This window comes from Brevibacterium sp. S111, from assembly GCF_004745075.1.
In the GTDB taxonomy this organism is placed as follows: Bacteria; Actinomycetota; Actinomycetes; order Actinomycetales; family Brevibacteriaceae; genus Brevibacterium.
On sequence record NZ_RHFH01000016.1, the window covers coordinates 43,287 to 63,807 of the forward strand.

A 20,521-nucleotide genomic window follows, 5' to 3' on the forward strand; every position below is an offset into this window, starting at 1 on the left:
CTATCAAAGTCCGGCTCACGAATCCGCGGCGGCGTCGGCCTCGGCGTACAGGTCGAGCAGCGTAGCGGAGATCGCGGCGCCGTTGCTGACGTCGATGACCCGCTTCTTCGCGGCTACGGCGGAGGTGCCGCGTCCGGCCGGGTCGTCGAGAAGATGATTGATCTCACGCAGCAGACCGTCCGTGTCGTCGGCGTCGACGCTCTTCGCGGCCTCTCCCCAGATGCCGGCGCGGCGTTCGCTGCCGATGAACACGGCAGGCTTCGACAGCTGCATGAGGTCTTCGTGGGACAGACCGGTCATCGTCTCGCTGGCGATGACGACATCGGCGGCCGCGGCCACATCGACGAGGTCGCCGGCAGGGGCGACGATGACGCCGCGGTCGGAGAATTCGCGGGACACCGTCGACCGGTCCTTGCCGGTGCCGGTGAGGACGAAGACGACGTTGCGGTCGGGGCGTCGGCTGTTGATCTGGACGGCGGCGTCGAGCACGGTCGCCAGCGCCGTGTGATCGCGCAGGGCGATGGGGCTGGCGACCACCCAGGTGCCTTCCTTGACTCCGAGTTCGCGTCGGACATCGGCGCGCGGGGTGCGCACCGTGAGATCGACGTCGATGTCCGGGTGGACGAGCTCGGCGCGTTCGACGATCGGGACCCGCCCGCTGTAGTAGTCGACGACAGGTTCGGTCGTGCCGAGGACGGCGGTGGCGGTGCGGCCGACGATCTCGGCGCCGGTCTTCTCGATGACGTTCGCGGAGTCGAAGGACTCGATCGTGGCGACGACTTTCGGATGCAGGCGGGCGGGCAGGCCGGTGAAGGCGAGCCCGGCGAGCGTCGCCGCGTGCAGTCCGTGCGCGTGGACGATGTCCACGTGCTGGTAGTACTTGTGCAGGGTGAAGGCGGTGTTCGGGTCGGCCATGGAGAAGCGTCGGCGCGCCGCGAGTTCGATCTCGCGGAATTCGTCGGCCAGCTCCTCGGGAACTCCGAAGGTGCCCAGCAGCGACCGGTGTGCGGCGACGGCGACTTTGAAGCCCGCACGGAGGTGACCGAGCACGGCGAGCTTCGCCACTTCGACGACTGGGCCGGTGGTCTCGGCGAGCACGTGCAGAATCCTCGTGTCTGCGCTCAGTGGGTTGACCTCGCCGGATTCGCTCATTTCCTCATCCTCTACTTTCGATCGACGCTGCTTCTAGCCTACCTGGGCAGACACGAGTTCCGTGTATATGCCTGCGAGTTCTTCGGCGACTTCCCTTTCACCGGGAAGCTCGGCTCCGCGGGCTCGTGCCCGTGCCCCGAGCTCGGCGCATCGGGCGGGGTCTCCGGCGAGTTCGGCGACGGCGGCGGCGAAGGCCCGATCATCGTCATCGGGGACAAGGACACCTGCGTCGCCGACGAGTTCGGTGCTGCCGCCGGTTGCGGTCGCCACGATCGCCTTGCCGGAGATGAGCGCTTCCTGGAGCACGAGCGCGCGGGCCTCCCACACGCTCGTGAGCACGTAGATGTCCGCGGCTGCGGCGAGTTCGGCGACGTCGCTGCGTGCGCCGAGGAAATGCAGAGGGGGAATCGCCGAGGCGGCGCTGAGCTCAGCGTACTGTGCCCGGACTTCGCGGAGCACCGTTTCGTCGGCGGCGCCGGCGATGAGCACGACGAGGGCCGGATCGCCCGCGTCCTGTTTCGTGCGCGAGGCGTCCTGTCCCGTGCGTGCCGCGTCCGCTGTCCGGGTCGGGTTCGTGCTGCCCGTCGTGTCGCCGAGGCGGCCGAGCCCGCGCACGAGCATCGGGTAGTTCTTCTGCGGTGCGACCCTGCCCACGGCGAGGACGATGACCGCGCCCTCGTCGAAGCCGTAGGTGCTTGCCAGCTGGGCGCGGGTGGCGGCGGCCGCCTCGGCGCTCACCGGTGTCACCTCGGGTGCGGCGGCGGGCACGAACCGGGCATCGCGGGCACCGAGTTCCTGGGCGCGTTCGACGAGGTCGGTGCTGGCACCGAGAACGAGGTCGGCGCCGCGGGCGAGCATCGTCTCCACGCGGGTTTCGACCTTCCCGCGCAGTCCCTGGCCGCTGGCCCGATTGTGGAGGCTGAGGACGAATCGGGGACGGGAGCGCAGGGTACGCAGCGTCAGCTGGGTGATGAGTCCGGCGCGGAACCCGTGGGCGTGGACGATCTGCGCGTCGAAGCTGCGCAGCAGACCGCGCTGCCGCCGGATCAGGGCGGCGTCGGCGGGTCCGATTCCGGTGCCGAGTTCGAGCACGGCGAAGCGGACTCCCGGCAGCAGGGAGAAGCCGAAGTGCTCATCGGTCGCGGCGGGGCCGATGACGCCGATCTCATGACCGGCCGCACCGAGGTCGCGGGCCAGTGCCTTGACGTGAGTGCCGACTCCCCCGGTGGAGGTGCCGATGACGAAGACGATCCTCATGATTCTTCCTCCCTGTCCGTTCCAGTGCCCTGCGGTGCCGTCGCTTCGCCGGCGCCCGTGTCCTTCCGGTCGGCGAGCAGTCTGCGCACCTCGCCCAGGAATCCGCGGTCGATGATGAGCACGATGAGCGCGAAGACCACGCAGCCGAGCAGTGCGGAGACGGTGCCGGCGAGCACGGCCGATCCCGCGGAATTGTCGAGCAGTCCCCCGAGCCACTGCGAGGTCACGACTCCCGCGGTTCCGGCGACGGCGGCGGCACCGAGGGTGAGCAGTCCGCGGCGGCCGACCAGCGCGAGGCCGGTGGGGCCGAGGACGCGGCGGATGGACGTGAGCAGGAATCCTCCGGCGACGCTCATGCCCAAGACGTAGCCGCAGCAGATGGCGATGAGCGTCAGCCCCGGATCCCCGTTCGCATTCGTCACGAGGATGGCCGCGATCATGCCGACGATGACGAGGAGCCACCCGGTCGTCGTCGCCGCAGCCGAATGGCGGGACCGTTCGAGGGCGTAGAACACGCGGGTGCCCCAGGCGACGAAACACCAGCCGGGAACGGCCAGTGCCATGACCATGATCGCCTGTGCCATCGAGTCGAAGGGCGCCGACGAGCTCTTCTCCGCGTCGATGGCGATGAAGAAGGTCTGCAGCGGTCCGGCCGCGGAGAGGAGGATGACGGCGCCGAGGCCGCCGATGGCGACGATGAGCGCGGTCGTCGTCGATGTCACGGCCCGCAGTCGCACCCGGGCTTCGGTACGGTGCGTGTCGGTCGCCTCGGGGTCGGTGGATCGTCCCACCCAGGTGGACAGGGTCGGGAACATCACGGTCGCCACGGTCACGGCGAGCACCGCATACGGCAGCAGGTAGACGGCGTTGATGTAGCTGAAGAGGACGAACGTGCCTTCTCCGCCCGAATGGTTCGACAGGGTCAGGGTCGCGAGCACGGCGCCCTGCTGCGCGAGCAGAGCCGACATCCCGGCCCCGGCCAGTCGCAGCGCCCGGTGGGCGACCCCGGGCGGGAAGGAGAAGGTGGGACGCAGTCTCAGCCCGGTCGAGGCCATCGGCAGCGCCAGAGGCAGGGCGAGGGCGGCCACGCCGATGGTTGTGCCCCAGCCGAGCCAGCCGAGGTGGGACTGCCAGGTGTCGTCGTTGCCGCCGACCATGCGGTAGGCGATGTAGCTGCCGATGACGACGAGGCTGGACAGCAGCGGGGCGAACGCCGGCCAGAGGAACTTCCGGTGGGCTTGGAGCACGCCGGTGAGCACGGCGCCGATCCCGTAGAGGACGAGCTGCGGGGCGAACATGAGCAGCAGCTGCACGGTCGCCTGCACTCCGGTGTCGCTGGTCCGCGCATCGACGAGGACGTTCGCGATGGGCGCGGCGAAGACGGCGAGCAGGATCGACAGCGGCAGGGTCACCGAGACGGCCCAGGTCAGCAGTCCGGAGGCGATCCGCCCGGCCGTCGCGCGGTCCGATCGGGCCAGCGGGATCGCGAGCAGCGGGATGACGGCCCCGGCCAGGGCGCCTCCGGCGACGACCTCGAAGAGGATGTTCGGCACCTGGTTGGCGCTCTGGTAGGCGGTGCCGACGGTGCCGGCGCCGACGGTCGCGGAGAAGACCAACCAGCGGAGGAAACCGACCAGCCGGGTCAGCAGGGTGATGATCGATACGAGCAGCGCCGTGGAGGCGAGGACTCGAACGAGCTTGCTCACACGCCCTCGCGGCCGAAGGCGTCGATCTCCCGCAGTCCGGGGGTGGACTCGATGACGGAGGTGAACGACACCTTCTCACTTGCCAGGGTGAGTCCGGCGAGGACGGCGAGGACGAGACGGCGGCGTCCCGGGCTCGCGGTTTCGGCGAGGATCACGCCGATGGCCGCGCCCAGCGCGTTCGCGCCGGTGTCCCCGAGCATGACCTCACCGGCCAAGTCTTCGGGCCAGGCCGCTGCCGTGGCGCCGGCGATCGCGGCCGACGGCGACCAGGACACGCGACGTTCGTGGTCGGTCAGCGCCAGGGTGAGCGCCCCTGTCTTGAGTGCGCGACCGGGTCGGAGGTCGAGGAGGTTGAACAGGTTCGCCGATCCGGCGATGACGCCCCCGGTGACGACGATGTCCGCGGCAGCGGCGTACCAGGCGCGGTCGTTCTTCCGAGCACCGAGTCCGGTGCCGAGGGCGGATCCGAGGCTGTCTGCGAGTCCGCGGGCCCCGGGCCGAGGTGCCCCGCTGCGCAGGATCGTCGCGGCCGCGATCGCGGCGAGCGGAATTCCGGTGATCTTGAGCGCTCCGGTCGTGATCTCGCCGCGGGCGAGTGCGCTCAGGTGTCCGCGCAGTCCCTTGGAAGATCCGGATTCGCAGAAGTCGTCGACGGCGCCGAGGCCGCCCGCCGCGGCCGTGGCCAGCAGGGTCGCGGCTCGCTGCCGGGGGTCTTCGATGAGCAGTCCGCCGGCGAGCAGTCCAGCGGTGACGGCGGGGCCTTCGATGAGCGAGACCTCGCGGCCGGCGTGGTTGGTGCGCACCACGTCCCGCTGGGTGCGCAGCCGAGACCTGAGCACGGCCTTCGTCGCCGCGTATCCGGCGAGTCCGGCGACGGCGGTGCTGACGATGGAGCGGATCATTTCGCCTCTTCCTTCTTCGTCTCGTCCGTCTTCGCGGGCAGGATCCCTTCCGCGTCTTCGGCGAATCCGTAGTGTCCGTGGGTGCCGGCTTCACCGGCGGCCAGCGCCCGAACGGCGATGACGGGGCCGGCGCCGAGGCCGAGTCCGTCGACGGTGCTGGCCCGCGACTTCTCGGTCCGCAGCACGTTGACGAGTCCGTTCTGGGATGATCCGGCGTCGCCGGCGACGACGACCGAGGTGGCTTCGGCGGTGAGTGCGGTGACGAAGTCGGTCACCAGGGTGCGGGTGGCCTTGTCATCGGTGGCTTGCGGGCTCGGCTTCGTCTCCTCGGCCAGAGTCGAATTCTCATCGTCGACGACGATGAACAGCGAGGTCGTCTTGTGATCGGTGTCGGTGCGCAGACGGTCGGCGTCGACGAAGGCGTCGTAGAGCTGCGAGGACTTCTTCTCCGCGGCGTCGCGGTCGGCGGGATCTTCGAGCATCGAGGCATCTCCGGTGAGCGCGATGACCAGTGCCGCGCGGATCGCCGTCGAATCGTCCTTCGGCAGCTTCGGCACGATCTTGCGCAGCTGTTCGAGGAACGCAGAGGAGTCCTCGAGACTGAGCGTGGTCGGGACGAAGGAGACGTCGCCGGCGATCGTGCCGTCGGCTTCCTTGACCCTGTTGCTCACCTCTTCGACCTGCTCGGGGTCGGCCTCGGGTCCGGCGATGATGCTCACATCCTGGCCCTTGAGGGTGCCTTTGATGAGTTCGGGAGCCGCTGCGGTGACGAAATCGTTCTGTTTGTCGATGTTGCCCTTGGCCGCATCGAGGTTCGCTCGCAGAGTGTCTCGGTCGCTGCGCAGCGCGTCGACCTGGCTCTGCAGGGATTCCCCGATCGGTTCCTTGAGCGGCCCCGCGCCGAGGACGATGCCCACGGCGAGCGCGAGGAACACCGAGACGAGGGAGACGAGGTGGTAGCGGAAATCAATCACGGGTCAGTCCTTGGATGAAGCCGGCGGATTCTGTCGAGGCCGCGGGGTCCCCGCCGAAGAGGGAGCCGATCCAGCCGAAGAGGCCGTCGAGTTGGGCGCCGATGAGGCCGAGGAAGGTCTGCCCGGCCGAGGTTGCGGTCATCGCCACGCCGAGGGCGACGAGTCCGGCGATGATGAGCACGGCCAGCTGCAGGCTGGAGATGCGCTGCCGGTAGAGGAGGGAGACTCCCTTGGCGTCGATGAGCTTCGATCCCACTCGCAGGCGGGTGATGAACGTCGAGGCCATGCCCTTGCGGCCTTTGTCGAGGAACTCCATGACGGTGTCGTGGGTGCCCACGGCGACGATGAGTTCGGCGCCTTTGTCATCGGCGAGCAGCATCGCGATGTCTTCGCTCGTGCCGGAGGCGGCGAAGGCCACACATTCGACGCCGAGTGATTCGACGCGTTCGGTGCCCGGCGCGTTGCCGTCACGGTAGGCGTGGACGACGATCTCGGCTCCGGAGGTCAGCGCGGTGTCGGACACGGAGTCCATGTCGCCGACGATCATGTCGGGGCGGTAACCGGCTTCGATGATCGCATCGGCACCGCCGTCGACGCCGACGAGCAGCGGCCGGTATTCGCGGATGTAGGAGGACAGCATCGCCAGGTCCTCCTTGTAGTGGTATCCGCGGACGACGATGAGCACATGTCGGTCGGTGAACTGCGTCTTCACTTCGGGCACGACGAGTTCGGCCGAGAGCAGGTCGGAGTCCTTGCGGATGTATTCGATCGTGTTGTCGATGAAGTCCACGAGCACGGAGTTCATTCCGGCTTCGGCCATGTGCATGTCGTCGGCGATCGTCTCGTGCGTCTGCAGAACTCCGGTGGCCACCTCGGTGTCGCCTGCAAAGACGGTGCCGCCCTCGGTGGAGATCTCGGCGTTCTCGTCGACTGCGTCGAAGATCTCTGCTCCGGTGGCGTCGATGAGGGGGATGCCGGCGTCGACGATGATGCCCGGGCCGAGGTTCGGATACCGGCCGGAGATCGATTTGTCGGCGTTGATCACCGCGGCCGGTCGGCAGGCGACGAGGGCCTCGGCGGAGATCCGGTCGATGTCGGAGTGTTTGATGACCGCGATATCGCCTGCTTCGAGGCGTTTGGTGAGGTCTTTCGTGCGTCGGTCCAGGCGGGCAGGGGCGGGACCGGACCGGGTCGGTGCGGCGGGAACGTCGCGATGTCTACGCACTCTCATGGTCCGGCCATTGTCTCATGTGGTCCTCGCACCGGCGTCCTTGACCTGCCGCGCATTGTCGAGGAGTTCGGCCGCATGGGCCTTCGCCGAGTCGGAGTCGTCCATTCCGGCCAGCATGCGGGAGAGTTCGACGACGCGGTCTTCGTCGCTGAGTTCCTGCACGCCCGAGCGCACGGTCTCGGCGTCATCGTCTTTGACGATGGTCACGTGCGTGTCGGCCCACGCCGCGACCTGCGGCAGGTGGGTGACGACGATGACCTGGGCGTTTCGGGCGAGCTTCGCCAGTCTGCGGCCGATCTCCACGGCCGCCTTGCCGCCGACGCCGGCATCGACTTCGTCGAAGACGTAGGTGGGAATGGATTCGCTGGCCGCGCGGACGACTTCGATGGCGAGCATGACGCGGGAGAGTTCACCGCCGGAGGCGATCTTGCCGATGTCGTCGGGGGTCGAGGATGCGTGCGCGGCGAAGGTCAGCCGCACCTCGTCGGCACCGTGGCTGGTCGGTTCCCGGGGCGTGAGCTCGAAGTCGACGCTCGCCTTCGGCATCGACAGTGCCGCGAGCTCTTCGCTCACGGCCTGGGAGAATTCCTGCGCGGTGGCGGTGCGGATCTCAGACAGCGCCGCGGCGGCTTCTTCCATCTCGGTCCGCGCTTGGTCGAGTTCGGCGTCGAGGCCGTCGAGGTCGCGGTCTTCGGTTTCGAGTTCGGTGAGTTCGGCCGCGGACCGGGTTTCGAAGTCGAGGACTTCGGCCACGTTCTGGCCGTAGGGGGCCAGGGTGCCGAGTTCGGCGCGGCGGGCTTCGGTCTCTTCCAGTGAGGTCTCGCCGAGTTCGTCGAAGCCTGAGAGGTAGGAGGACAGTTCCGCGGCGGAGTCCGACAGGCGCAGCACCGCGTCGCCGAGGGCTTCGCGGATCGTGGTCAGTTCTCGGTCGGAGGATTCGACGTCGCTGATCGCGGCGATGGCCTGATGGACGAGGTCGACGGCGGCTCCGGCGTCGTCGGCTTCGGAGCCGAGCAGCAGGTCGTGGGCAGCGCCGACGGCGCGGGTGATCTCGGCTGCGGCGCCGAGCTTCGCGGCCTGGGCGGTCAGCGTCTCATCCTCGCCGGGTTCGGGGCGCACGGCGTCGATGGCTTCGAGGCAGCCGCGCAGCCACAGGATGCGTTCGCGGCGGGCCGCGGTGGAGTCTTTGATCCGCAAGACCCGGGCTTCGGTCTCTTTCCAGGACTCGAACGCGGCACGGTAGCGGGCGGCCACCTCGGCGAGTCTCTGCCCTCCGGCGGCGTCGAGGAGCTGTCTCTGCTGGGCGGTGCCTTTGAGTCGCAGCTGTTCGGATTGGCCGTGGAGGGTGATGAGGTCGGAGGAGATGTCGGTGAGCACGGAGATCGGCACGGTGCGTCCGCCCGCGGTGGCCCGGGCGCGGCCCTTGAGCGCGACGGTGCGGGAGATGATCGCTTCGTCCTCGGCGCTGCCGCCGGCTTCTTCGATGCGCTCACGCACGGTCTCGGCGACATCGGTGAAGATGCCTTCGACTTCGGCTTTCTCCGCGCCCTTGCGGACGACTCCGGAGCCGACCTTGCGGCCCATGAGCAGGGACAGGGCGGAGACGAACATCGTCTTGCCGGCGCCGGTCTCACCGGTGACGACGGTGAAGCCGGTGTCGAGTTCGACCTCGGCTTCGGCGATCACGCCGAGGTGGGAGATGCGCAGTTCGGAGATCAATCAGGCCTCCTTGATCGGGCCCCGCCACCCGGAGACGGGCAGGCGGAACTTCGCGACGAGTCGGTCGGTGAAGGGTCCGGTGTGCAGGCGGGCGAGTCGGATCGGCGACTTCGAACGGGTGGCCTCGACGCGGGCACCCGACGGCAGTTCGAGGGCACGGCGGCCGTCGCACCACAGCACCGCGGAGAAGTCGGGGTTCGTCGGGGAGATCTCCACACCGAGGCGGGAGTTCGGGTTGACTACGAGCGGTTCGGCGAAGAGGGCGTGGGCGGAGATCGGGACGAGGATGAGCGCTTCGACCTCGGGCCACACGATGGGGCCGCCGGCGGAGAAGGAGTAGGCGGTCGAGCCGGTGGGGGTGGCGAGGATGACGCCGTCGCAGCCGAAGGAGGACACGGGGCGGGCGTCGACGCCGAGGACGACATCGACCATCCGCGACTTCGAGGTCTTCTCCACCGTCGCCTCGTTGAGCGCCCAGGCGTTGAAGATGTTCTCCCCTTCGTGCCAGACGGACACGTCGAGGGCGAGGCGCTCTTCGACGAGGTAGTCGCGTTGGGAGGCACGGTGAACCGCCTCGGCGAGGTCTTCTCTTTCGCTTTCGGCGAGGAAGCCGACGTGGCCCAGGTTGACGCCCATGAGGGGTACGCCGGAGCCGTGGAAGCGTTCGGCGGCGCGGAGGATGGTGCCGTCGCCGCCGAGGACGATGACGAGTTCGCAGGCGTTCTTCCACTCCCCCAGCTCGGAGGCATCGATGATGACGCAGTGGTCGAGGATGTCGGCTTCGGCGATCGTTTCGGTGCCCAGGGCCGCGGCTTGGCGGGCGCGGATGCCGACGATCTCGTCGTCGAGGACGACGGGGGTGATGCCGTCGTCGAGGAGAGCTTTGAATACGCTGACGGCGGCCACGGCCGACTCTTCACGTTGGGGGTGCAGCAGCACCATGATGTGTCTGGTCACGACTCTCCTCTCATGATCTTGTCCAGGTGGGCGGGGATGGTTGCTTCGTCGAGCCTATCGGACTCATCCGGGGCGCGGCCGGGTCGAACACGCAGGAAGTACTCCCTGTTCCCGCTGGGTCCCGGCAAGGGTGAGGCCGCGATGTCGCTCACGCGTGCGGCGTGTTCGCCGACGGCGGTCACGACGGAGTCGATCGCACGGCGGCGGTGGGCCGCGGACGTGACGACGCCGTGCTTGTCGAGGCAGGAGCGGGCGAGTTCGAATTGGGGTTTGACCATGAGCAGCAGCTGCCCGGTCGATGCCGTGGCGGCCAGCAGCGGTTCGAGGAGCAGGCGCAGGGAGATGAAGGAGACGTCGGCGACGACAAGGTCGACGCTCGGTACGTCGGAGTTCGAGAGTTCGCGCAGGTTGAGGCCTTCGCGGACGTGGACGCGCGGGTCCTCGCGCAGCATGGGGGCGAGCTGGTCATGGCCGACGTCGACCGCCCAGACCTCGGCGACGCCGTGCTGGAGGAGGACTTGGGTGAAACCGCCGGTGGATGCGCCCGCGTCCAGGGCGGTGAGGTCGCTGAGCCTGGTCGTGAGTGCGAAGGCGTCGAGGGCGCCGAGGAGTTTGTGGGCGCTGCGGGCGACCCAGGGGTCGGGTTCGGTGACGGTGAGGTCATCGGCTTCGGCCACCTCATGGGAGGCCTTGGTGATGGTGCGGCCGTTGACGCCGACGCGGCCGGCGGCGATTTCGCGGGCCGCGCGGGAGCGGGAGTGCAGCAGTCCGCGGTCGACGAGTGCCCGGTCGAGCCTGCTCACAAGGAGCCCACCTGGGAGTCGAGTTCGTCGAGCAGGACACCGAGGCGCTCATGGCGCTGCGCGGCGGGGGCGTCCTTGGTCTCGGCGAGGTGCGCACGCCAGCCGTCGACGGGCACGTCCCCGCTCAGCGAAGCCGGAGTCGGGGTCGGGGTCGGGGTCGGTGTCGGTTGGGCCTGCGGTGGAGAGTCCTGTTGGTCCTGCGGTGGAGAGTCCTGTTGGTCCTGCGGTAGAGGGGTCGGTCGCGGTGATTCGGTCACTGGTCCTCCTCAACATCGTTGCGAATCCCGGAGGTGTCGGCGGTGTCGGGACAGTCGCCGATCGTGCGCGGCAGCTGCTCTTCGGTCAGCACCGCCTCGGCGTCGGTGTCGCCCGCGTCGATGGCGTCCCAGGCACGGTGCAGGGCGGATTCGATCTGCGTGCATTCGCTGCGGTCGGCGCCGGTGATGAGGGCTTCGAGGCCGCGCAGACTCGGCAGGATGAAGGTCGGTCGGCGTTCGGGTGCTGCGCGGAGTGCATCGTGGATGTCGTGGATTCCGGTGAGCACGAGCGCGGTGTCGAAGCCGGCAGCACGTCCGCCTTCGATGTCCGTGTTCAGTCGGTCACCGACCATCAGCGGTCGTCTGGCGCCGAGGCGGCTGGCTGCGAATTCCATCATGTGCGGGGCGGGTTTGCCGACGATGACGGGTTCGGTGTCGGTGAGTCGGGACATGAGTTCGACGAATGCTCCGTTGCCGGGGACCTTGCCGGATTCGGTGATGAGGGAGAAGTCGGGGTTGCTCGCCCACCATTCGGCTCCCGAACGGATGGTCGCGCAGGCGCGCACGATCGTCTCGTAGTCGATGTTCGGGTCGAGTCCTTGCGCGATGGCCACGGGCCGGGCTTCCGGGGAGTCCGTGATCTCGAGTCCGGCGTCTTCGAGCGCGATGCGCAGTCCGGTCGTGCCGACGAGGTGGACACGGGCGCCGGTCCCGAACCGCTGCGCGAGGCGTTCGGCGAGCACCTGCGCCGAGGTGGTCACTTCGTCGTCGGAGGCGTCGATACCCAGCCCGGTGATCTTCTCCGCGGTCGCTTCGGCGGTGCGTGTGGCGTTGTTGGTCACGTAGTTGACGGGAATCTGCTGGGAATGGAGCCAGTTGATGCCGTCAGCGGCTCCGTCGATCGCGTGGGTGCCGTGGTAGACGACGCCGTCGAGGTCGAACAGGACACAGTCGATGGGCACGCCCGTGGTCTCAGGCGTGGAACCGTGCGACGTCTGTGCCTGTTCGGCGGGGAGTGTCACTGGTCTCCGTCGGCCTCGGCGGTCTCGGTGTCGGTCCCGGCGTCGGCGGTGTCGGTGGTAACGGTGTCACCTTCCGTGCCGGCGTCGGCTTCTGCCTCGGCGAGGATCTCGTCGAGTTCGGATTCGATCTCCTCGTCGGTGACCTTGACGGATTTCAGTTCCTTCGCCGAGACGTGCGTCTTCGACGAGGGGGTCTGGTCGGCAGGTGCTGCTGACTCGGCGGACGCACCTTCTCCGGCTTCGGACTCTGCGACTTCGGGCTTGCGGTCGTCGGTCTCGCTGCCGGCTTCGGTGGACGGTTCCTCTGCGGCCTCGGACTTGCGGTCGTCAGTCTCGCCGCCGGTCTCGGCGGACGCGTCGCCTGCGGCCTCGGGCTCGTCTTCGATCTCGTCGACGGTTTCGATCTCGACACCGGCGTTGAGGTCCGGCTCCTCGTCGCCGAAGAGTGTGCCGGTCGCCTTGGCCGTGCGGCGGGAGAGCTCTTCGTACTTGTCGGCGAGTTCGGGCTCGCCGTCGATGCGCAGCACTTCGGCGTAGGCGGCCATGAGACGGACCAGTGCGCCGCTGGGCTTCTGGGTGAAGTCCTCGGCTTCGATGAGTCGACGTGCGCCGGCGATGTCTCCGAGGTCGGACTTCGCTCCGGCAGCGACGATGACGAGTTCGGTGCGAGCATCGTTGTCGAGGTCGAGCTCTTCGGACTGCTTCAGCAGCTCGATGGCCTTCTCCGGCTTGCCGCGGCCGCGTTCGCCATCGGCGATGAGCGCGATGTTGTCATTCGACCCGGAGATGCGGCGGTGGGTGCGCAGTTCGCGCACGGCCTCGTCGTATTTCTCGACGTAGTAGGCAGCGATGCCGAGGGCCTCACGGACGACGGCGACGCGGCCGGCGCGAGCCATGGCGGCCTTCGCGTGTTCGTGGGCGCGGTCGGCATCGAGGTCGAGCAGCCCGCCCGCGGCGACGAGATGTTTGGCGACCATGATCGCGTTCTCTTTGTCGAGGGAACGCAGCTGAGCGAAGATCTCTTTGTCGAGCTCGCGGCCGGTGACGCCTTCGGGGATCTCGGGTTCTTGGACGCGCGGGCGGCGGGCGCGCTGCTCGCGTGCGTATTCGCCGGTATCGGTCTTGCGCGACGCACGGCGGTCGTTGTCATTGCGGCCGTATCCTCCGCGGCCCCGGCGGTCGTCATCACGACGGTTGCCCTGGTAGCCACCGCGACGGTCATCATCACGACGATTCCCCTGGTAGCCACCGCGACGGTCATCATCACGACGGTCACGGTTGTAACCGCCCCTACGGTCATCGTCATTGCGACGATTGCCCTGGTACCCGCCTCGGCGATCGTCATCACGACGGTTCCCTTGGTACCCGCCACGACGATCGTCATCACGACGGTCACGGTTGAAACCGCCCCTACGGTCATCATCGTTGCGACGATTGCCCTGGTACCCGCCTCGGCGATCGTCGTCACGACGGTTTCCCTGGTACCCACCGCGACGATCGTCATCACGGCGGTTGCCCTGATACCCACCACGGCGGTCATCTCGGCGATCGGAATGGCGTGGCCCGCGGCCGTCCCGGTTGTCCGGTCGGCGGTTGCGATTGTTGTCGCGATCTGCGCCGCGACCGCCTTCTGCGCGGCGGTTGTCCTGGCTGTCTCGCGAATCCCCTTGGGCCACGATTCTCCCTATGAAGTCTTTTCAATGTTCCGCTCCATTCTAGTGCACTCACCGCCGAGTCGCCCTGTGTGCGGGGACACGTCAGACTCCGCCGCGAGCTCTCCTCTCACCCGTCGACTCCCAGGTCACCGCGTCAGCCCTCTGTTAGAATCAAGGCGAATCCAGTCGAACGGCCAGCACAAGTCGAATCGGTTCGGCGGCAGCGGCAGTCCGCGTCGCCTCGGCACCAGGGGATGAATGACAGCGGACGTGGAAGATCATTGCGCGGATGACAGCCGTCTGCGTGTCTCCACGAGCAGAAATTCTGCAGCTATCCGCCTCCCCGCCCCGGTTTTCCTCGGTCCCCTGCCTTCTCTGCAGCACGCATACGCGATGGACAATCCCAACTGCGCTTGTGATCAGCATCATCGGATTGCGCATTCGGCCCCGTGCTTCGCCTATTGTTGTGCCCGGACGCATTCTTATGCCCGAACGCATCTGGGGCGAAGCTCTCGAACCGGGTTGCCCCGCAGGTCAGACGGCAGCTTCGCAAACGCAAGGCTCCTCAGTGACGCCGCATGCTCTGCTCGTGAAACCGATGGTTCGACCCCTCAGATCACACAGTCGTTCACCCGCTAGAAAAAGGAGAAATCGTGCCAAACACACTCTTCATCGACGGACAGTGGGTTTCAGCCGTCAACGGTGGAACCCGCAAGATCCACAATCCGGCCGACGGCAGCTTCGTCGCCGAGGTGGACGAAGCCAGCCCCGCCGACACCGAGCTGGCGATCAAGGCCGCTCGCCGTGCCTTCGACTCCGGCGTCTGGTCCTCCGTCCCCGCCAGCGAACGCGGCGACATGCTCCTGAAGTTCGCGGCCGTGCTGCGTGAGCGCAAGGACGAATTCGCCAAGGCCGAATCCCTGGACACCGGCAAGCGCTTCGTCGAATCGCAGATCGACATGGACGACATCGCGAACTGCTTCGACTACTTCGGCAAGCTCGCCGCAAACGATGCCGGTCGCGTCGTCGACGCGGGAACCGACACGGTCGCTTCGAAGATCGTGCACGAGCCCGTGGGTGTCTGCGCCCTCATCACCCCGTGGAACTACCCACTGCTGCAGGCCGCGTGGAAGATCGCCCCGGCCATCGCCGCCGGCAACACCTTCATCCTCAAGCCCGCCGAACTCACCCCGCACACCGCGATCCTCACCATGCAGGTCTTCGAGGAACTCGGCCTTCCGGCCGGTGTCGGCAACCTCATCCTCGGTGCCGGTGCCGATGCGGGAGCTCCCCTGTCCACGCACGAGGACATCGACATGGTCTCCTTCACCGGCGGCGTGGTCACCGGTCGTCTGCTCGCGAAGAACGCCTCGGCGACGATCAAGAAGATCGCCCTCGAGCTCGGCGGCAAGAACCCGAACGTCGTCTTCGCCGATGCCGACTTCGACGCCGCCCTGGACAATGCGCTCAATGCGGCCTTCGTCCACTCCGGCCAGGTGTGCTCCGCCGGTGCCCGGCTCATCGTCGAGGAATCCATCGCCGAGGAGTTCGTCAACCGCCTCGTCGAGCGTGCCGAGCAGATCCGACTCGGCGGTCCCTTCGACGACAACGCTGAGACCGGTCCGCTGATCTCCGCGGCCCACCGCGACAAGGTCGCCGCCTACGTCGAGAAGGGTGTGGCCGAGGGTGCTCGTCTGCGCTGCGGCGGCAAGTTCGGTGAGGGTGAACTCGCCGACGGCTTCTACTACCTGCCGACCGTGCTCGACCAGGTCAAGCGCGGCATGTCCGTGGTCGAGGATGAGGCCTTCGGTCCCGTCGTCACCGTCGAGACCTTCTCCACCGTCGACGAGGCGGTCGAGATCGCCAACGACACCTACTACGGACTCGCCGGCGCCGTGTGGAGCCAGGACGCGGGCAAGACCCAACTGGTCGCTCAGCGCCTGCGCCACGGCACCATCTGGATCAACGACTTCCACCCCTACCTGCCGCAGGCCGAATGGGGCGGCTTCAAGCAGTCCGGCTTCGGTCGCGAGCTCGGCCCCACCGGTCTGGCCGAATACCAGGAAGCCAAGCACATCTACCAGAACCTCGAACCCGCTGTCACCGGATGGTTCCCCGACCACACGAAGTGACCCTGGGATCACAGACGAATACGCAGAATAAGGAGAGATGGACAGTGGAAACCACTCATAGCTTTGATTATGTTGTCGTGGGAGGCGGCTCGGCCGGAGCCGCAGTCGCCGCCCGCCTGAGCGAGGATCCCCAGGTCACCGTCGGACTGCTCGAAGCGGGTCCGACCGATGTCGGTGAGGACGTCGTCCTCCAGCTCAACCGCTGGATGGAGCTCCTCGAATCCGGCTTCGACTGGGACTACCCCATCGAAGAGCAGGAGAACGGCAACTCGCACATGCGCCACGCGCGGGCGAAGGTTCTCGGCGGCTGCTCCTCGCACAACTCCTGCATCGCCTTCTGGGCCCCTCGCGAGGATCTCGACGAGTGGGAGAACACGTACGGCGCCACCGGCTGGGGATCGAAGGACACCTTCGGCCTGTACAAGAAGCTCGAGAACAACGAGCTGCCCGGTGACCACCACGGACACGACGGTCCCGTGCGTCTGATGAACGTACCCCCGGTCGACCCCTGCGGCGTCGCTCTCCTCGACGCCTGCGAGCAGGCCGGGATCCCGCGTGTGCAGTTCAACGACGGCGAGACCATCGTCAACGGTGCGAACTTCTTCCAGGTCAACCGCAAGGACGACGGCACCCGTTCGTCCTCCTCGGTGTCCTACCTGCACCCGATCCTCGACCGTGAGAACCTCACGATCCTCACCGGCACGCAGGCCCGCGAGCTCGAGTTCGATGACGCCGACAACTGCACCGGCGTGCACGTGGTCAACAACGCCTTCGGCAACACGAAGCGCATCGAGGCGAAGAAGGAAGTCATCGTCTCCGGCGGTGCCATCAACACCCCGCAGCTGCTCATGCTCTCGGGCATCGGCCCCAAGGACCACCTCGCCGAGGTGGGCATCGACGTTCGCGTCGACTCACCGGGAGTCGGCGAGCACCTTGCCGACCATCCGGAAGCCGTCATCGCTTGGGATGCGAAGAAGCCGATGGTCGAGGATTCGACCCAGTGGTGGGAGATCGGCATCTTCACCCCCACCGAAGAGGGTCTCGACCGTCCGGACCTGATGATGCACTACGGTTCGGTGCCCTTCGACATGCACACTCTGCGGCAGGGGTACCCGACCTCGGAGAACACGTTCTGTCTGACTCCGAACGTCACTCACGCGAAGTCCCGCGGAACCGTGCGTCTGCGCTCGAAGGACTACCGCGACAAGCCGAAGGTCGATCCCCGCTACTTCACGGACCCGGAAGGCCATGACATGCGCGTGGCTGTCGCCGGGATCAAGAAGGCCCGTGAGATCGTCTCCCAGGACGCGATGTCCGAGTGGGCCGGCGAAGAGCTGTTCCCGGGCAAGGACGTCGTCACCGACGAGCAGATCGCCGATTACGTCTCACGCACGCACAACACGGTCTACCACCCGGTCGGCACCACCCGGATGGGACCGGTCGATGACGAGATGTCGCCGCTCGATCCCCAGCTCAAGGTCAAGGGCGTCAACCGTCTGCGCGTCGTCGATGCCTCGGCGATGCCGGAGATCACCACGGTCAACCCGAACATCACGGTGATGATGATGGGTGAGAAGTGCGCGGAGATGATCAAGAACGGTCAGTGACCGATAGATGGAACGGTCTGTGACTGTCAGACAGACCGGTCTGTGACCGATCGATGAAGGGGCCGCTGCGAATGGCAGCGGCCCCTTCGTCATGCTCGGACCGAGTGATGCTCGGATCCAGTCGTACTCGGACCGGGTCATGCTCGGACCCGCAGGGTATCCGGGGATCGGAATCCGGAGCGGGTCTACCCGTCGTCGCCCTTGCCCGACGTTCGGCGACTGCCGGTTCGGCTGGCGAGGGTGCCTCCGCGTTTGACTTTGTGACCGTGCGAATCGATGTAGGGGTCACGGAACTCCGGTGCCGGTTCGACGGCTTGAGGTCTCGTGACGACGTCCTCGTCGCTGTCATACTCGTGGCCGAATTCGTCGTCACCGCCCTCACGACGTTCGACCTCTTCGGGCGGCAGCACCTTCTTCCAGCGGCGCATCCGCACCCTGGGCAGCACGCCGGCGTCCTCGCGCAGCGCCCGCATCAGAGCGTAGATCTGGAAGTAGGCGATGATGAAGAACGGCAGACCGACGAGGATGATCGTCGATTGCAGGGCTTCGAGACCGCCGGAGCCGGAGAATACCAGCAGAGTCGCCGTGACGACGGCGACGGCGAGGGCCCAGAAGATCCTCTGCGGCAGCGGGTTGAAGTCCTCATGCCCGTTGTTCATCGTGTCGACGACGAGTGCCGCAGAGTCCACCGAGGTGACGAAGAAGATGATGACGAGGACGATCGCGATGACCGAGACGGGGCCTGCCAGTGGGTAGTGGTCGAGGAACGCGAAGAGCGCACCGGGAATGTCGCCTTGGTCGACGACCCGGTCGACCAGTCCCCCGCCCTTGTTGAACTCGATGTCGAACGAGGCGTAGCCGAAGATGCCGAACCACAGGATCGAGAACGCTGCGGGAATGGCGAGCACGCCGATGACGAACTGTCGGATCGTGCGTCCGCGGGAGATGCGGGCGATGAAGATCCCGACGAACGGTGACCAGGTGATCGTCCAGGCCCAGTAGAAGACGGTCCAGGTGTTCTGCCAGCCGGTATTCGCGAACGTATCGTTCCACAGCGCCAATTCGGGCAGCTGCTGGATGTAGGTGCCGAAGGATTCGAAGAGGCCCTTGGCCATGAACAGGGTCGGGCCGAAGACGGCGATGAAGACCAGCAGCAGCACCGCCATGACGATGTTGAGGTTCGACAGCACCTTGATGCCCTTGTCGAGGCCGAGCGAAACGGAGATCGTCGCCAGACCGCAGACCACGCCGATGATGATCAGCTGCCACAGGGCGTTTTCGGGAATGCCGAGGACTTGTGCCAGACCGCCGTTGATCTGGAGGGTGCCGAGTCCGATCGATACGGCGATGCCGAAGACCGTGCCGATGATGGCGACGACGTCGATCGTCTTGCCGATCGGTCCGTGGATCTTCTCGCCGAGGATGGGCTGGAAGATCGAGCTCACTCGCGGAGGCAGGTTGCGCTTGTGGATGAAGTACGCGAAGCACAGCGCGGGGAGGGTGAAGATCGTCCACGTGTGCAGGGTGAAGTGGTAGTAGGTGAAGTTCATGGCGTCGACCGCAGCCGCGGGCGTGCCGGCTTCGATGCCCAGCGATGCTCGCGGTGGATCGCCGAAGTGGCTCACAGGTTCGGCGACGCCCCAGAACATGAGGATCGAACCGATGCCGGCGGCGAAGAGCATAGCGAACCAGGCACCGTTCGAGTGCTCCGGTGGTTCATCGTCCGGGCCGAGCTTCGCTCTGCCATACCGTGAGGCGGCGATGTAGATGAGAAAACCGAGGAACACTGTGACGCCGAGGATGTAGAACCATCCGAGGTTCGTCAGCAGCCAGTCGGATGCGACGGAGACTCCGGCATCGAGCTGGTCCGTGAAGAAGATCGTTCCGACGACGAAGATGATGATCACGGCAGCCGAGGAGAAGAAGATGGCCGGATTGGTGCGGAGTCTCAATGCATCGTGGAGTCTGTCAAGCATGCGTGCATCCTTCCTGAGTACCAAGCGGGTGAGCGGTGTCTCACCCACACTACAGAAGTGTCCGAGTTTTCATGCAAAGTCCGTTGTCACAAAGCGATATCGACTCTGCTCCTCGGCCTGTCGATTCCACTTCTCGGTCCGTCGGCCCATCCGCGGCAGGCCCAGAAACGACGAACGGAGCCCCGGTCAACATGACCGGAGCTCCGTTTCGAAAGCCGCAGGCGGCAGACGCCTCAGTGCCTGGGAGGCTCGTCCTCACCGCGCGGATCGAGTTCCTCGCCGAGGCGACGGTCACCGGCTGTCCCGGTGTGGCCGTCGGTTCGAGGCTGGCCTTCGACAGGAGGCTGGCCCTCGGTGCGGTAGTCGCCTTCGGGACGCACCCGATCGCCTTCAGGATGGGGACGGCCATCGGGTTCACGAGTGTCTGCAGGCTCGCCCCGGTCTCCCCGATGGTGGCCGGCACCGGGCGCAGGGGCGGCGGGGTCGTGGTTCTCGCCGGGAAGAGGGCCCTTGCCCCGATGCGGAGGCGTATCGGGGTCCAGCTCGTCGGCATGCTGCAGTGACCGCTCGTGAGCGAGTCGTTCTTCGCGCACGAGCTGTTCGCGCTTCGCGGCATCCGAGTCGAGCTGTTCCGCCTCGGCCGCCTGACGGTCTGCGTCGGCCGCACGCGCGTCGGCGTCGGCTTTGGCCATTTTGGCTTCTGCCCGACGCTTCTCCATTTCAGCTTCATGAGCGCGGACTTCGTGTTCAGAATCCGCTGCCTGCTGTCGCAGCTGCGCGGCTTCTTCACGCTGTCGTTCACGCTTCACTGCAGCGGCCTTGCGGCTGACTGCGATGAGGATCCCCACGATGATCAGGATCACGACGATGGCGACAACAATCCAGATGATGGTTGACACGTTCATGCGGTTTCTCCTTTGCTGTCTCTTCGGATGTCGCTGATGAGTTGCATCCGACCCAGCGGACCGCTTCATCCTCGCACGCTGTTGGCGGTCATGGAAAACTGCCCATAGGCGGACAGTAGAAATGCCCGTTCCTGGCCACAAGAACTGCCCAGTGGCGGCCACGATTTCTGCCCATCCGAGCATGTAGAACCTCTCATTGAGACACGACCCCGAACCACTTCCGGGAGATGATGACGGTGTCTAATCGATCAACATCCACCACGAGA

The 20,521-nt window shown here is 66.8% G+C and carries 17 protein-coding genes; 3 read left to right on the forward strand and 14 right to left on the reverse strand.

What is annotated here, in order from left to right; genetic code table 11:
* Nucleotides 1-15: 15 nt before the first annotated feature.
* From EB836_RS15670 to EB836_RS15725, 12 genes are read right to left on the reverse strand one after another with little or no spacing between them, the layout of a single operon-like run.
* A complete protein-coding gene (locus EB836_RS15670) occupies nucleotides 16-1,152 on the reverse strand; it encodes a group 1 glycosyl transferase (protein ID WP_135542041.1) in 1,137 nt (378 codons plus the stop codon).
* A gap of 33 nt (nucleotides 1,153-1,185) precedes the next feature.
* Nucleotides 1,186-2,409, reverse strand: a complete 1,224-nt coding sequence (locus EB836_RS15675; protein WP_135542043.1) for a glycosyltransferase family 4 protein — start codon at nucleotides 2,407-2,409, stop codon at nucleotides 1,186-1,188.
* Complete coding sequence (locus EB836_RS15680; protein WP_135542045.1) at nucleotides 2,406-4,115, reverse strand: lipid II flippase MurJ; 1,710 nt, start codon at nucleotides 4,113-4,115, stop codon at nucleotides 2,406-2,408. The genes EB836_RS15675 and EB836_RS15680 overlap by 4 nt, the downstream gene beginning before the upstream one ends.
* The gene (locus tag EB836_RS15685) at nucleotides 4,112-5,017 is read right to left on the reverse strand and encodes a hypothetical protein (RefSeq protein ID WP_135542047.1); all 906 of its coding nucleotides are present in this window, start codon (nucleotides 5,015-5,017) and stop codon (nucleotides 4,112-4,114) included. Before EB836_RS15685 ends, EB836_RS15680 begins: the two co-directional genes overlap by 4 nt.
* A complete protein-coding gene (locus EB836_RS15690; protein WP_135542049.1) occupies nucleotides 5,014-5,991 on the reverse strand; it encodes a copper transporter in 978 nt (325 codons plus the stop codon). The genes EB836_RS15685 and EB836_RS15690 overlap by 4 nt, the downstream gene beginning before the upstream one ends.
* The gene (steA, locus tag EB836_RS15695; protein ID WP_135542051.1) at nucleotides 5,984-7,222 is read right to left on the reverse strand and encodes a putative cytokinetic ring protein SteA; all 1,239 of its coding nucleotides are present in this window, start codon (nucleotides 7,220-7,222) and stop codon (nucleotides 5,984-5,986) included. The genes EB836_RS15690 and steA overlap by 8 nt, the downstream gene beginning before the upstream one ends.
* Before the next feature lie 15 nt (nucleotides 7,223-7,237).
* Nucleotides 7,238-8,941 (reverse strand): DNA repair protein RecN, encoded by a 1,704-nt coding sequence (gene recN / locus EB836_RS15700; RefSeq protein WP_135542053.1) that lies wholly within the window; start codon nucleotides 8,939-8,941, stop codon nucleotides 7,238-7,240.
* Nucleotides 8,942-9,898, reverse strand: coding sequence for an NAD kinase (locus EB836_RS15705; protein ID WP_135542055.1), 957 nt, complete (start codon nucleotides 9,896-9,898; stop codon nucleotides 8,942-8,944).
* Nucleotides 9,895-10,701 carry a TlyA family RNA methyltransferase gene (locus tag EB836_RS15710; RefSeq protein ID WP_135542057.1) on the reverse strand — a complete coding sequence of 269 codons (807 nt, stop codon included), beginning with the start codon at nucleotides 10,699-10,701 and terminating at the stop codon, nucleotides 9,895-9,897. Before EB836_RS15710 ends, EB836_RS15705 begins: the two co-directional genes overlap by 4 nt.
* The gene (locus EB836_RS15715; protein WP_135542058.1) at nucleotides 10,698-10,958 is read right to left on the reverse strand and encodes a hypothetical protein; all 261 of its coding nucleotides are present in this window, start codon (nucleotides 10,956-10,958) and stop codon (nucleotides 10,698-10,700) included. The genes EB836_RS15710 and EB836_RS15715 overlap by 4 nt, the downstream gene beginning before the upstream one ends.
* Nucleotides 10,955-11,980, reverse strand: a complete 1,026-nt coding sequence (locus tag EB836_RS15720) for an HAD-IIA family hydrolase (RefSeq protein ID WP_135542060.1) — start codon at nucleotides 11,978-11,980, stop codon at nucleotides 10,955-10,957. Before EB836_RS15720 ends, EB836_RS15715 begins: the two co-directional genes overlap by 4 nt.
* A complete protein-coding gene (locus tag EB836_RS15725; protein WP_240690056.1) occupies nucleotides 11,977-12,957 on the reverse strand; it encodes a hypothetical protein in 981 nt (326 codons plus the stop codon). The genes EB836_RS15720 and EB836_RS15725 overlap by 4 nt, the downstream gene beginning before the upstream one ends.
* Between EB836_RS15725 and EB836_RS15730 the strand changes: the two genes are divergently transcribed.
* From EB836_RS15730 to EB836_RS15740, 3 genes are all read left to right on the forward strand, one after another.
* The gene (locus tag EB836_RS15730) at nucleotides 12,889-13,893 is read left to right on the forward strand and encodes a hypothetical protein (RefSeq protein WP_135542062.1); all 1,005 of its coding nucleotides are present in this window, start codon (nucleotides 12,889-12,891) and stop codon (nucleotides 13,891-13,893) included. The genes EB836_RS15725 and EB836_RS15730 overlap by 69 nt on opposite strands.
* Before the next feature lie 395 nt (nucleotides 13,894-14,288).
* Nucleotides 14,289-15,767 (forward strand): aldehyde dehydrogenase family protein, encoded by a 1,479-nt coding sequence (locus EB836_RS15735; RefSeq protein ID WP_135542064.1) that lies wholly within the window; start codon nucleotides 14,289-14,291, stop codon nucleotides 15,765-15,767.
* Between the two features lie 44 nt (nucleotides 15,768-15,811).
* Nucleotides 15,812-17,374, forward strand: a complete 1,563-nt coding sequence (locus EB836_RS15740) for a GMC family oxidoreductase N-terminal domain-containing protein (protein ID WP_135542066.1) — start codon at nucleotides 15,812-15,814, stop codon at nucleotides 17,372-17,374.
* 185 nt (nucleotides 17,375-17,559) lie between these two features.
* Here EB836_RS15740 and EB836_RS15745 read toward each other — a convergent pair whose 3' ends face one another.
* A complete protein-coding gene (locus tag EB836_RS15745; RefSeq protein ID WP_135542068.1) occupies nucleotides 17,560-19,350 on the reverse strand; it encodes a BCCT family transporter in 1,791 nt (596 codons plus the stop codon).
* A 233-nt stretch (nucleotides 19,351-19,583) separates the two neighbouring features.
* Nucleotides 19,584-20,255, reverse strand: a complete 672-nt coding sequence (locus EB836_RS18300) for a hypothetical protein (protein ID WP_135542070.1) — start codon at nucleotides 20,253-20,255, stop codon at nucleotides 19,584-19,586.
* Between the last annotated feature and the right edge of the window lie 266 nt (nucleotides 20,256-20,521).

What these genes read in the sequence shown, in the direction of transcription:
- EB836_RS15670 (WP_135542041.1), bottom strand. Translation starts at nt 1,152, where the DNA reads ATGAGCGAATCCGGCGAGGTCAACCCACTGAGCGCAGACACGAGGATT.
- EB836_RS15675 (WP_135542043.1), bottom strand. Translation starts at nt 2,409, where the DNA reads ATGAGGATCGTCTTCGTCATCGGCACCTCCACCGGGGGAGTCGGCACT.
- EB836_RS15685 (WP_135542047.1), bottom strand. Translation starts at nt 5,017, where the DNA reads ATGATCCGCTCCATCGTCAGCACCGCCGTCGCCGGACTCGCCGGATAC.
- steA (WP_135542051.1), bottom strand. Translation starts at nt 7,222, where the DNA reads ATGAGAGTGCGTAGACATCGCGACGTTCCCGCCGCACCGACCCGGTCC.
- EB836_RS15725 (WP_240690056.1), bottom strand. Translation starts at nt 12,957, where the DNA reads ATGGTCGCCAAACATCTCGTCGCCGCGGGCGGGCTGCTCGACCTCGAT.
- EB836_RS15745 (WP_135542068.1), bottom strand. Translation starts at nt 19,350, where the DNA reads ATGCTTGACAGACTCCACGATGCATTGAGACTCCGCACCAATCCGGCC.
- EB836_RS18300 (WP_135542070.1), bottom strand. Translation starts at nt 20,255, where the DNA reads ATGAACGTGTCAACCATCATCTGGATTGTTGTCGCCATCGTCGTGATC.